The following is a 12176-nucleotide window of genomic DNA, read 5'->3' as shown; positions in this document are numbered from 1 at the left end:
ACCAGCCTGTGTTGTGTAGACGTTGCCTCCGACATTCTGGCAAACGGTCGTGATTGGCGAAACAAACGTCGGAGTTGGCAAGGAGTTGACCGTGACCGTCACTGGCGTTCTTGAGGGGCTGACGCAACCCGCCGGCGTCAATGCATCGGCATGATAAGCCTGCGGCGCTGTCGGAGCCACGTTGAAGTTGCCCCCCGAGGCGCTACTTCCGATCGCGGCACCGCCTGTGGAAGCGGTGTACCAGCGAATGGTATTACCCACAGAGGTTCCAACCAAATTGGTGCTGAAACCTGTGCAAATCGCTGCAGGGTTTGCCGTTACGGGGGAAGGTGCGGCTGGGAGCGGATTCACCGTCACCGTCACTGCCGTGCGGGATGCGCTTCGGCAGCCATTTGGCGTCACGGCTTCAGCATAGTAAATCGTTGTTGCGCCTGGATTCACAGACGTGGTGCCGCCGCTTGCCGTTGTCGCAAAACTTGCGCCACCGGATGCAACGGTATACCAAGCAATGCTATTGCCTGTCGAAACCGCAGAAAGTGAGGAGGAGAAAGTGTGCATGGCCGCAGGAGCGGCTAAGGCGCACTCGTCGGCGCTGCCGGAAGTGCTTGCTGCGTGACGACAACATCGTCCGACGTGGTTGCGCACGGGCCGTTGGAGATCGTCCAGCGTAATGTCGTCGGACTTCCAACCACCAAACCGGTTACGGTACTGGTATTGCTGTTGACGCTGGTGATTACGCCTGGCCCAGAAACAATCGTCCAAGCGCCTGTGCCATAGGATGGCGCCGTTGCAGCGAGTGTCGCACTCGCTGTGCAAGTAACAATGTCGGCACCTGCATTTGCAGCGGCTGGCGTGCGGAAGACGGTAATGTTCTGCGTCGTCGAACAATAACCAAATGTATAGGTGATGGTATTCACAGCTGTGCCACCGGTTGGGGTAGGAGCGGTGAAGGTGGTTCCGCTTACACCCGCACCCGTGAAGGTTCCGACATCACCGGAATTGGGTTGTGGTGTGACCGAGACGCGTGCTGGAACTGCCGTCAATGCCCTGGTCTGCCCTTGGCAAAGTTGCACTGCTGAACTCGTGATGGAAAGGTTATTGTTTTGCCGGATATTGACAGTGATCGAGGAAGAGCCGCCAGGTAGACAATTGTATTGGCGCACATCAACCGCAACGTAGTCGGTGAAGGAGGGCGTGATATCCACCGAAGCGGCTGTTCCCGTACAATGCGGACCGCCATCATCGTTGTAGGCAAATGGCCCAGTGGTCGCAGTGGAACCTTGGAAAGACTCAATGGGTATCAAAGGCGCACCAAAGTAGATCGAATAACATCCGCCAGCAAGCACAGGCATCCGGAAATAACGACCGGGACCATAGTTGGCTTCTGCCTTCCATACGCCACAACCGGCATTCGGAATCAAAATCGAGGCATGCTGATTCGCTTCGCGCGAGCAACCGAGCCTAAGGCCGTATTTCCCGGCATTGCCCAAGGACGGTGCCTGGCGAAAAAAAAATATGCACATATCAATGTACATACACCAAGTACAGCGCTTGTAAAATTTCTCATCCTTGTGCGAACTAAGTTGATTGACGCTTTAACACGGGCAGAAACAAACGAATCTGCCACCCAACAAATATAACAGGCTCGAAGAATGTTGCAGCAGCATCCCTAAGTACAGCAGTGAATCTTCAAGCAGGCGACAAAGACCACAAATGGGCACAGACGCTACACAACAAAGAACGAATACTCTCTAATCTCCAATGAACCCAGAAGCCGACCCGCTTTCTGGCGATTGGGGCATTTCACGCGAACGGCGAATGCATTCGGCAAACCCAACCTGAACCAAATGTAAGAATTCGGACACTAATTTACAAATCACAAAAAATAGAATGTTGATTTTTCTCAGTTCCAGCAATTCGATTCTTCGGGAACCTTCCAAAATAGCTCGTACTAGACACTTTCAACTTACCTACTCCTATGAAATGCACAATTGAGCCGGCATAATCGTTGCAAGAGGGGCATGTAACAATTCGAAGCCAAATCAAGGAATTCATTAAAGAATCAATTTCCCCACATTCTCCCCCCTTTCTTCCAAAATTCTCCTAATTTTGCGGCAACTTTTTGGTACCTATCGATTGAAATCAAGGGATAATATGAAAGTCAATCTTTCTTCTACAGATCGTTTTGAGAGCCGCCACATCGGCCCCAATGCCGCCGAATTGTCGGCGATGCTCCAAGTGATCGGCGTTGACTCGCTCGACCAACTCATTGATCAGACGGTGCCTGCGGGTATTCGCCTCCAAAAGGAGCTCCAAACTCCGGCAGCCCTCAGCGAATACAGCTACCTCAAGCTGCTCCGCGAAATCGCCGCCAAAAACCAGGTCTTTACCAACCACATCGGCCTCGGCTACTACGGTACCGTCGTGCCGCCGGTGATTCAGCGCAACATCCTCGAAAATCCAGGATGGTACACGCAGTACACCCCTTACCAAGCCGAAATCGCGCAAGGCCGCCTCGAAGCCCTGCTCAATTTCCAGACCATGGTCACCGACCTCACCGGCATGGCCCTCGCCAACGCTTCGTTGCTCGATGAAGGCACCGCCGCCGCCGAGGCCATGATCATGCTCTACCACGAGAAAAACAAGCGCCCCAAGGGTGCCCCCGCCAATCGCCTCCTCGTTTCCCCCGACGTATTTCCGCAGACAATCGACATTCTCGTTTGCCGTGCCGAACCGCTCGACATCGCCGTGGAAGTCAGCGCTCCCTCGACGTGGGTGTTTGACGAAACTACCTTCGGTTGCATGTTGCAATACCCCACCGCCGCCGGTGCCGTCGAAGACTACGCGTCCATCACTGCAGCTGCCAAGGCAGCCGGTTCGTTCTGCATCTTCGCCTCCGACCTGCTCGCATTGACTTTGCTCCGTTCACCAGGATCCCTCGGTGCGGATGTCGTGGTCGGCAACAGCCAGCGTTTTGGCGTGCCCATGGGCTTTGGCGGTCCGCACGCAGGCTTTTTTGCCACGAGCGACCACTTCAAGCGTCAAATTCCAGGGCGTATCATCGGCGTTTCGGTGGATGCACAGGGCAATCCAGCCTTGCGCATGGCCCTTCAAACGCGTGAGCAACACATTAAAAGGGAGAAGGCCACTTCGAATATCTGCACCGCGCAAGCGCTCCTCGCCATCATGGCCGGGATGTATGCCGTTTACCATGGCCCCGAAGGCCTCCGCAACATCGCCTTGCGTGTGCATACCCTCGCCCGCCTGACCGCGCAGCAGCTGGAAAAATTGGGTTATTCCCAAGCCAACAAGCTGTTTTTTGACACCTTGCACGTGAATTTGGGCAATGTCTCCGCCGATTCCCTGCGCAAGGAGGCCGAATCCCGTTCCATCAACCTGCGCTTCATCAACGACAAGGAAGTCAGCGTCGCCTTGGACGAAACCCATTCGCCAGAAGACGTCCACAACCTCTTGTCCGCATTCGCAGCTGCAGCCGGAAAAACCTATGCCGCAGTCGATCTTCAGGCGTTGGCAGACGGCGTGAACCTGATCTACCCCGAGCACCTCGAACGCGAAGGCGCGATCCTGACCCACGACATCTTCAACCGTTACCACAGCGAAAGCGAATTGATGCGCTACATCAAGCGCCTCGAAAACAGGGACTTGAGCCTCACCACGAGCATGATTCCCCTCGGAAGCTGCACGATGAAGCTCAATGCCGCCGCCGAATTGTTGCCGCTCACATGGCCACAATGGGCAGGCATGCACCCCTTCGCGCCGATCAAACAGGCAGGTGGTTATGCCCAAATCGTCGCCGAATTGGAGCAATACCTCGCTGAAGTGACCGGCTTTGCCGCGACTTCTTTGCAGCCCAATTCGGGTGCACAAGGCGAATATGCGGGCCTCATGGTCATGCGCGCCTACCACCTCGACCGCGGCGACACGCATCGCACCGTGGTGTTGATTCCTTCGTCGGCCCACGGCACCAATCCTGCAAGCGCTGTCATGGCCGGCATGGAAGTGGTCGTGACCCCTTGCGACGAAAACGGCAATATCCAAGTCGAAGCGCTCCGCGCCAAAGCCATCGAATACAAAGATGTTTTGGCAGGGCTCATGGTGACCTATCCTTCGACGCACGGCGTGTTTGAGGAAAGCATCCGCGAAATTTGCCAGATGATCCATGACAATGGCGGACTCGTCTATATGGATGGCGCGAACATGAATGCGCAGGTGGGCCTGACGAATCCCGCGTCGATCGGCGCTGACGTTTGCCACTTGAACTTGCACAAAACCTTCGCCATTCCCCACGGCGGTGGCGGTCCCGGCATGGGCCCCATCTGTGTGAATGAGAAGCTTGCCCCTTACCTGCCCGGTCACCCCTTGCAGCAAACAGGTGGCGACAAGGCCATTCACGCTGTTTCGGCAGCGCCTTGGGGTTCGGCACTGATCCTGTTGATCTCCTACGGCTACATTCGTATGCTCGGACCCGATGGCATGACCAATTCGACGAAGTACGCGATCTTGAATGCCAACTACCTGAAGACAAGGCTGGAAAAGGAATTCCCGATCCTCTATGTCGGCAGCAACGGCCGCGTCGCCCACGAATTTATCATGGACTTCCGTCAGTGGAAGCAAGCAACGCATGTCGAAGCCGGTGATGTCGCCAAACGTCTGATGGACTACGGTTACCATGCGCCGACCGTGAGTTTCCCGGTTGCGGGCACACTCATGATCGAGCCGACGGAAAGCGAAAGCAAGCATGAACTGGACAAGTTCATTGCCGCCATGTTGGGCATTCGGGAGGAAATCCGCGAAATCGAATCGGGCAAGGCAAGTTTGGAAGACAACGTGATCATCAACGCTCCGCATACGGTGCACGTGATCACCGCGACGGAATGGACCCACGCCTATTCCCGCGAAAAGGCCGCCTTCCCCTACCCTTACGTCGTCGGCAACAAATTCTGGCCATCGGTAGCCAAGATCGACAACAGCTACGGCGACCGGAACTTGGTCTGCACCTGCCCGCCAACGGCAGAGTACGCGGTGTAAAACAGTTTTTGCGCCTTCAATAACAGGCAGCAAACAGCGTTGTGATCGGCGGAAGCTGATCGGGCGTTGTTTGCTGCTTTTTTTGTGGGGGGGGGGTTAGCATCATGGCTGCTTTTGCTATTCCCTTCGCTGTGATTGCAATGGGTATCGTTGTAGTTGGGATTGTGGACATCACCGCTATCGCCTTCCACCCCGCTTCCAGGAATACAGTACCGCCAACTGCGAAGGCCCAAGCTTCTGGGAAGGTGTCGGCTTGGTGGTTTTGGGCATCCTTGACATCACCAACATCCCCTTCAAGGTCGAAGGCATCGTCGGTCAATTGCAAGGACGCATGACCCTGCCATCATACATGTTTCGTTCCCAAATTCAATCCTACAACACCGATGAGAATCAAGGCGATGCAGACCATTTTCCAGACATTGACCGACTCCGAAAAAAAGAAAATCCCAATAGCTGTCAGTAGGACGATACCCAAGCCAGACCAGACGGCATAGACCACGCTCAGGTCGAAGTCCCTCAGGGCGAGGGTGAGAAAATAAAAACAAAGGGCGTACCCGACGATCATCGCCACGGCCCACCACGGCTGCTTGAACCCGTCTGCGAGTTTCATCGCAGTGGTACCAAATACCTCAAACACAATTGCAAGCGTTAAAAACAACCATTTCATAGCATCTTGGATTCTATGCGAAAGGTATTGCAATGCTTGCAAAGGAACAAATGGGCACACCCTGTTGATGCAAAAGCGCCCACCGTTATTCACCATGAGGCCATTCAGAGAGGTGATGCTCATCTGCATCAGGCTCCTACTGATGGATCCTATTGGTTTAAAATCTGCTGCCATCACTTTAACCTTTGTTCATCTCCCATCAATTGAATGGTTTTTCATCTAAAAATCCTGACTTTATCGCTACCTTTCAGGCTCAAACGTGATACTGCTGAAAGATGTCTCAACTTTTTGAAATTGTGGATTCCGCCATCGCAGGCAAGGGTGCTGTAGCCATTCAAAGGATTCCTAAAGGAGTGGTGGTCCATACCATGATAGGTGTGGCATGTACGGTCGAGGATTTGTTTACACTTGTCGGAGAGGGAAAAGAACAACCCTCCGATCCGTTTCAAATCGGCGACAATGAATTTTTGGATTTGGAGGAGACCTCCCGATCCTTTAACCATTCTTGCGACCCCAATGTATTTGTGCGCGGAAAGAATGAATTGGTGGCTTTGCGCGACATCGAAAATGGGGAAGAAATCACTTTTGATTATTCAACCACGATGAAATACGATGCTGAAAAAATTCTTGCAGCCGGCTTTCCCCTATGGACTTGCGTTTGTGCTTGCGGAGCACCCAACTGCAGGGGAATCATTGATGAATTTAAGTCGTTGACGCCGGCCATCCAAGCCCATTACCGGAACAATGGGTGGTTGCCTGATTACCTGATGCGATGATGTAGGTGATGCCGCAGCGGCCAGGATTTGAGGCAGCAGCTAGCCAACGGCAAACCGTCGAAAGCCTTCCTTTGCCCCAAGCTACCCGCTAGGTTGGCTCCAAAACCCTGTCCATCCGTAGTGCTTTGCCAACTCAAACACCGCGCGCCGAGTGAGTTGGCAAAGCGTACCAACCCCACCCTACGCCAAATTTCCCTATCTTGCTTACCATGATCCGCCGTCGTCGCCTGCGCTTCCTTTGCAAACCGCTCATTTTGCTGCTGCTGTTGATGGCGCTCTTCGCCTGCGAATCGCCCGCCCAATCCAAATTTCAGCGTTTCCTGCAGCTCCCACGTCCGATGCGCAACTGGACGCTTGGGCACCTTGCCATCGCCAACCGCGTTTGGAAGGTCAGCAACCGCGCCTTGGCGCTCACCGATTCCATGCGCCGCAGCCCCGAACTCGATGCTGATTTTGACGGGGGCAAGTTGGATGCCTTCCGCCACGGGATATGGATGGCCTTGCTCGTCCAGGAAATCCCTTGGAAAAAAGCTGACCGCCTCGGCAAAGCCTACGAACGCGGCAATTACCTCGATTTCAAGCGCGGACGGATGGAAGACGGTGCTTTCCAAGACATTGCAAGCGCAAGCATGGACCTCACCAACAATTCCAGCGGACGAGAAATCGGGCTCAACCATCGACAGGCATCCGAGGCAGAATTGATCGAAGGGGTTTTGCATGGCATCCATGTCGGGGATTTTGTCATGATTCTCAAAGACAGCATCGGAAACAGCATCCGCCCCAACGGCGAAATCATCCACATCGATCCAACGTCGCCAAGATGGGAAAATGGCCGATCCGTCGTGCCCACCAATTGGAAGGCGCCTTGAGGAAGCAGCGGTCCTGATGGTTCCAAACACCTTCGTGAAATCCATCACCATTTTTCGAAATTCGTTCGTCCTGAAACACTACATTTGTGCTTGCGATATGAATACTGGAGAATATTACAATCAACAGGAAGTCGACAAGGAACGACAGGCGATCAAGCGGCGCAACCGTGGCATTGATTTGGGCGTGAATTGGGTAGTATTTGTTGTACTTTCTCTGACTGGGTTCTGGATCTTGCTCGCCGACATCGACACCTATCAAAGTGAAAGACTCTTTTTCAGAATGCTGAATGACGGAGTTTCCATTCAGGAGACCGATCCCTACATGGCCAAAGGCATGACGCGCAATCTGCAATTCAAAGGTGTTTCCAACTTTTCATTTTTTGTCGCAAAATGGAAATGGCGCGTGCCCGTCTATATCTTGCTGATTTTGGTTCCGGTTTTGATCGCCGGCTATCGTGCTTGGAAGTACCACCGCGTACAGATTACCTGGGTGTATGTCTTCACATCCGTGCTTTCATTTGCATATTTTGTCTATTTCTGGGGCAGAATGCGAGGCAAATGGTGATTTCTATGCCTCTACAACAGTCGTTGCGTAGGCAATCAACATCTTTCGCAAACTTTCCTCTGCAGTTTCATCCTTGAATCCGCCTTCGGCCGACCATTTCTCCCGAATTTTAGCAACGGTCACCCTCTCGGGAAAGACTTCCATCCCGAAATACTGCAAAATGTCTTGCAAGTGGTTGATTCCACGCTCATTCCCCCCTATTCCTGCCGCGATACCCACCAAAGCCGCCGACTTTCCACGGAAACTTCCAGGATAGTCACAAGCGTCGATAAACAACTTCAGGATGCCCGGAATGCTGCCGTTGTATTCGGGAGCCACAAAAACAAAATGCGTACTGCGGTCTACAATCTGCTGATAGGGCAAAAATCCAGTCTGTGAGTGGTCTTCAAGATAGTCGAATGCAATTTCTCGCGGCAACAAGGCCAAGTCCAACAATTCCGTATGGATACCTTGTGCGCTCAGATATTCCTGACAAAGTCTTGCAACCCTGATGCTCAAGTTATTTGGCCGATTGGTGCCTGAAACGATGGTAACTAGCATATCGGAATGACCCCCGACCTGCCTATTTTGTTTTCCGATTGCCCAAAAATAGATAGTTTTGCGCCCGATTACTGGGTTCTGAATTGGTCAAATGCCCGTTTTCTAATTGGTAAGGGAAATTTCAATCCAAGGAAAAAATGATCTTCAAGTACTACGGACACTCATGTTTCGCGATCGAGGTTGCTGGCAAAACTTTGCTGTTTGACCCGTTCATCTCTGGCAATCCGCTGGCAGGCAACGTGCAACTCGCAGACATCAAGGCCGATTACATCTTGATTTCGCATGCCCATGGCGACCACGTCGCCGATGCGGTGGCCTTGGCCAAGCAGACGGGCGCGACCTGCGTCTCCAACTACGAGATCATCACTTGGCTGCAAAACCAAGGCGTCGCCAAGGGCCACCCGATGAACCATGGCGGCCAATGGAAATTTGAATTCGGCACCGTCAAATATGTGAATGCCGTGCACAGCAGCAGCTTTCCAGACGGCTCCTACGGAGGCAACCCGGGCGGATTCATCGTCGATACGGTCGAAGGCACATTCTACTTCGCAGGCGACACCGCCTTGACCGCCGACATGAAAATCTGGGGCAAACAGTTCGAATTTGACTTTGTCGTGCTACCCATCGGCGACAATTTCACCATGGGCATCGACGACGCTGCCAAGGCCGCCGACTTCCTCCGTTGCGAAAAAGTCATCGGGGTACACTTCGACACCTTCCCCTACATCGTTGTGGACCACGAACTTGCGAAACACACCTTCCAAAAGGCAGGCAGCAAGCTTTTCCTCCCCGAAATCGGCAAAAGCATCGAATTCTAACTGCGTTTGCCCGATTAGAAATTCTTTTCCAATTCCTTATGGAATCCCGCGGTTGCCTGCATCCATCTACTGCAGTGGACCCGAATCCCTGCAATTCGCGCTATATTGTTGACTGCGTTCTTGCATTTACCCACTAAGAACAGAATCAGCATCACCAAGGCAATTACCCCGACCTTGTTAGAACCGTGTCGACCCACACGACCGATGCAAGAACACGAAAACCCGGTCTCCTTGGAGGTCGGGTTTTCTTTTTCGGCGTAGGATTGACTAATTTTCGGAACTGAACTGAAAACGTATGAAGAATTTTCGTTGGCAAATTGGGGTTTTGGTGTTGTTGACAATGCTTTTCGCTGCATGTGGTGAAGGCGGATTGGGCGGAAAAAAGGCTACCCCCGAGGAAATAATCACCAAAAGCTGGAAACTCAACAAGCTCGACATGCGCAGCCAACAAATGGATCCCGCGATCATGGCCAATTCGACGTTTACCTTCTTCAAAAATGGCCGTTACGAGATCTTGCTGGGCGAATTGGAACGCGGCAAATGGTCGCTCAGCCCGGACAAAAAGGTCCTGATCACCCAAGCCGACGGCCGCCCAAGTCCCGGCGAAATGGACATCCTGACCCTGGAACCCAACTTGTTGGTGCTCACCAACGGCATGGAAGCCAATCCCATGACCTTCGAATGGGTTCCGGTCGAGTGATTCCGCTCAATGCAAAATCTTGATTTCCGTCCCCGTACGGATCGCTGCATACAATTCGTCGACATCTGCGCGGGTGAGCGAAATGCAGCCTAGCGTCCAATTGAAGCGCTCGGCGATCATCCCGTCCATGCCTTCGGGCACCCCGTGAATGCCGATATCGCCGCCAATCGTCGCGTCTCGTGGAATTTCGCCGGCAGCCATCCTTCGCTCAAAACGCTGATAAGACTCTGCTGTGGGATAATCCACCCAGATGAATTTGCTCCATTTGGCATGGTCATATTTGGTGCGCACATGAAATACCCCCTCCGGCGTGCGGCTGTCGCCTTCCCGATATTTGTCCGTCACCGGATCGCCGCCAAAAACCACGGGATAAGTGCGGAGGAGCTTGTCAGATTCGTAGAGATGCAATTGGTACTTCGATTTTTCGATCACGATCCGCGTTTTCATCGTATCGATTTTGCTGATTTCCAGGGGAATGCGGGAGATATTCGTTGCAGAGTGGGACTGACAAGACGAAAAGGCACTGGAAAGCGCAATCAGAAAAGCAAAAGGGACAATCAAGGTAGCAAGCAGCAAACGGATCATGGCCAATCGATCAAGGATAAACCAAAACCAGTATGCTTTTCTACCGTCGCGGGCGGTTTTGCGATCAGTCATGGATGCTTTACGTCGCAACGCCGTCGGAGGTTATTCCTGAACGTCGGTGACTTCCGGCTGCTGCTTTGCGCGGATGTTGCGGGAGACATTCGAAAGCGAACGCCAGATGAAGTAGAGAATGAACAAATGCAGAAAATATTCGCGCTGAAAGCCGGATTCCAAGCTGAGTTCGTTGGTGGCCTGACCGACATGGTTGGTTGCAAAAAGGCGAATCAAGATGCCAAATCCGGCATGCAAAACTGCCAGCCCAAAAATCGAACGCAGCGCCTTGCGTTTGCTGATGTCGTCGCGGTTGATCCAAACCATGGCGAGCAGCCAAAAGCAGACCAATCCGCCGAGGATCGCATAAGGTAAATGCAAAGGGAGTTGAAAAAGGTAGCGCTTGGTGACAAAATCAACGCCAGCACCCACATCCTGATCGAGCACAACCCATGTTCCATAAATCGACGCATGGACATTGGCGCTGAAATTGGAGGCAAATGCAATGGGCGCGAAAAGCATGGCACCGCTCAGCAGCCCCGCCAAAACGAGGTGGATATTGGCAGCACGGAAAAGTCTGCCACTCGCCATCAGCGCAGGCGGTTCATGCCCTGAACGAGCTTCTCATCCTTCTGAATCCGCTTGATCGCCCACCAAGTGAGGAGCATGGCGGTCAATGGCGCACCCAAACCCCATTGCGGCACAGATTGGTACAATTCACCGGCAATCGTCGGGTCACCGCCCATTTCCTGCAGCCAAGTGCGGATCGGCACGAGCATCACAAACATGCCCATGAACAAAAACATTGCCCCGTAGGCCATTTTTACCTGCAAATCGCGGTTGTTGAACATGAAAATCGTCACCAAAAGGAGAATGGCGATCGCGATCACAGCGATGAATTGAATCAGCACGAAAGTATTTTCCGTCAGCGGAAGCGCATTCGTGGAAAAGGCATTCGTCAGGCTCATTTCCGAACTTTCCACCACCACTTTCATTGGGTAGGCAGTGATTGTTTTGGAGCCACCTTCGCCATTGTCGGGGTTGACTACCATCCAAGTCGGGAAAAAAAGGAAGGCCACACAAAGTGCCGAGGCCAAAAACAACAAAATCGTTTGAAGACGCTGTATCATATCAAAAATGACTTTTGAGGGCCCGAAGATACGGAGAAACCCCCCCCCCCCCCCCCCCCCCCCCCTGCCCCCCCCCCCCCCCCCCCCCCCCCCCCCCCCCCGCCCCCCCTAGTCATGCAGAGCGCAGTCCTCTAGTCATGCAGAGCGCAGCGAAGCATCTCTAAGCCTAGAAGCAACCAACACTGATCACCGTACTGCTGATTTTGATAAGAGTTGAGAGTCAACAATTCGTCAACAACTTCCATGCGCCATTCTCCGCGCATCGCGCCTTTGCCCCAGCGTGGCCTCGTCTAGGTAGCATCGGCATCCCGTAGATCGAAATTCGTCGGCCCATTTTGGCCTCGCCAAAATGGGCCGACGGATAAAAAAACGTTGTGAATCCGATGCTACCAAGACCTAGGCTTCTCCGAAGCAAGACGAAAGCCA

Annotated in this window: 14 protein-coding genes; 6 read left to right on the top strand and 8 right to left on the bottom strand. The window is 53.1% G+C overall.

Features of this window, described 5'->3' with window-relative positions:
* Nucleotides 1-558 (bottom strand): hypothetical protein (locus IPN95_09600; GenBank protein MBK9449657.1); only part of this gene is annotated, 558 nt, incomplete at its 3' end.
* Nucleotides 559-572: 14 nt separating this feature from the next.
* Entirely contained in the window at nucleotides 573-1523 is a 951-nt protein-coding gene (locus IPN95_09595) for a hypothetical protein (GenBank protein ID MBK9449656.1), read from the bottom strand.
* Nucleotides 1524-2154: 631 nt separating this feature from the next.
* On the opposite strand from IPN95_09595, the gene gcvP reads away from it, so the two are divergent.
* Nucleotides 2155-5049: an aminomethyl-transferring glycine dehydrogenase gene (gene gcvP, locus IPN95_09590; GenBank protein ID MBK9449655.1), complete on the top strand. Its 2895-nt coding sequence runs from the start codon at nucleotides 2155-2157 to the stop codon at nucleotides 5047-5049.
* Nucleotides 5050-5065: 16 nt separating this feature from the next.
* Here gcvP and IPN95_09585 read toward each other — a convergent pair whose 3' ends face one another.
* Nucleotides 5066-5368 (bottom strand): hypothetical protein, encoded by a 303-nt coding sequence (locus IPN95_09585; GenBank protein ID MBK9449654.1) that lies wholly within the window; start codon nucleotides 5366-5368, stop codon nucleotides 5066-5068.
* A 24-nt stretch (nucleotides 5369-5392) separates the two neighbouring features.
* Nucleotides 5393-5716 (bottom strand): multidrug efflux SMR transporter, encoded by a 324-nt coding sequence (locus IPN95_09580; GenBank protein MBK9449653.1) that lies wholly within the window; start codon nucleotides 5714-5716, stop codon nucleotides 5393-5395.
* Between the two features lie 275 nt (nucleotides 5717-5991).
* On the opposite strand from IPN95_09580, the gene IPN95_09575 reads away from it, so the two are divergent.
* The 3 genes from IPN95_09575 to IPN95_09565 all read left to right on the top strand — a co-directional run bounded on the left by IPN95_09575 (nucleotide 5992) and on the right by IPN95_09565 (nucleotide 7926).
* Nucleotides 5992-6492, top strand: coding sequence for an SET domain-containing protein (locus IPN95_09575; protein ID MBK9449652.1), 501 nt, complete (start codon nucleotides 5992-5994; stop codon nucleotides 6490-6492).
* A 209-nt stretch (nucleotides 6493-6701) separates the two neighbouring features.
* Nucleotides 6702-7361, top strand: a complete 660-nt coding sequence (locus IPN95_09570) for a hypothetical protein (protein MBK9449651.1) — start codon at nucleotides 6702-6704, stop codon at nucleotides 7359-7361.
* Between the two features lie 97 nt (nucleotides 7362-7458).
* On the top strand, nucleotides 7459-7926 hold the full coding sequence (locus IPN95_09565; GenBank protein ID MBK9449650.1) for a hypothetical protein: 468 nt from the start codon (nucleotides 7459-7461) through the stop codon (nucleotides 7924-7926).
* A 3-nt stretch (nucleotides 7927-7929) separates the two neighbouring features.
* On the opposite strand, the gene IPN95_09560 is transcribed toward IPN95_09565, so the two are convergent.
* Complete coding sequence (locus IPN95_09560) at nucleotides 7930-8466, bottom strand: NAD(P)H-dependent oxidoreductase (protein ID MBK9449649.1); 537 nt, start codon at nucleotides 8464-8466, stop codon at nucleotides 7930-7932.
* A 137-nt stretch (nucleotides 8467-8603) separates the two neighbouring features.
* Between IPN95_09560 and IPN95_09555 the strand changes: the two genes are divergently transcribed.
* Together IPN95_09555 and IPN95_09550 are read left to right on the top strand one after the other, a co-directional pair.
* On the top strand, nucleotides 8604-9284 hold the full coding sequence (locus tag IPN95_09555) for a metal-dependent hydrolase (protein MBK9449648.1): 681 nt from the start codon (nucleotides 8604-8606) through the stop codon (nucleotides 9282-9284).
* 295 nt (nucleotides 9285-9579) lie between these two features.
* Nucleotides 9580-9984: a hypothetical protein gene (locus IPN95_09550; protein ID MBK9449647.1), complete on the top strand. Its 405-nt coding sequence runs from the start codon at nucleotides 9580-9582 to the stop codon at nucleotides 9982-9984.
* Nucleotides 9985-9990: 6 nt separating this feature from the next.
* On the opposite strand, the gene IPN95_09545 is transcribed toward IPN95_09550, so the two are convergent.
* Genes IPN95_09545 through IPN95_09535 form a run of 3 tightly spaced genes read right to left on the bottom strand, consistent with a single transcriptional unit; the run spans nucleotide 9991 to nucleotide 11750 of the window.
* Nucleotides 9991-10641 carry a L,D-transpeptidase gene (locus tag IPN95_09545; protein ID MBK9449646.1) on the bottom strand — a complete coding sequence of 217 codons (651 nt, stop codon included), beginning with the start codon at nucleotides 10639-10641 and terminating at the stop codon, nucleotides 9991-9993.
* Nucleotides 10642-10671: 30 nt separating this feature from the next.
* Nucleotides 10672-11211, bottom strand: coding sequence for a hypothetical protein (locus IPN95_09540; GenBank protein ID MBK9449645.1), 540 nt, complete (start codon nucleotides 11209-11211; stop codon nucleotides 10672-10674).
* A complete protein-coding gene (locus IPN95_09535) occupies nucleotides 11211-11750 on the bottom strand; it encodes a DUF4293 domain-containing protein (protein MBK9449644.1) in 540 nt (179 codons plus the stop codon). Before IPN95_09535 ends, IPN95_09540 begins: the two co-directional genes overlap by 1 nt.
* Between the last annotated feature and the right edge of the window lie 426 nt (nucleotides 11751-12176).

The sequence above is a fragment of the Bacteroidota bacterium genome, assembly GCA_016718825.1.
Taxonomy (GTDB): Bacteria; Bacteroidota; Bacteroidia; order J057; family JADKCL01; genus JADKCL01.
This window is presented reverse-complemented; position numbering and strand designations above follow the sequence as displayed.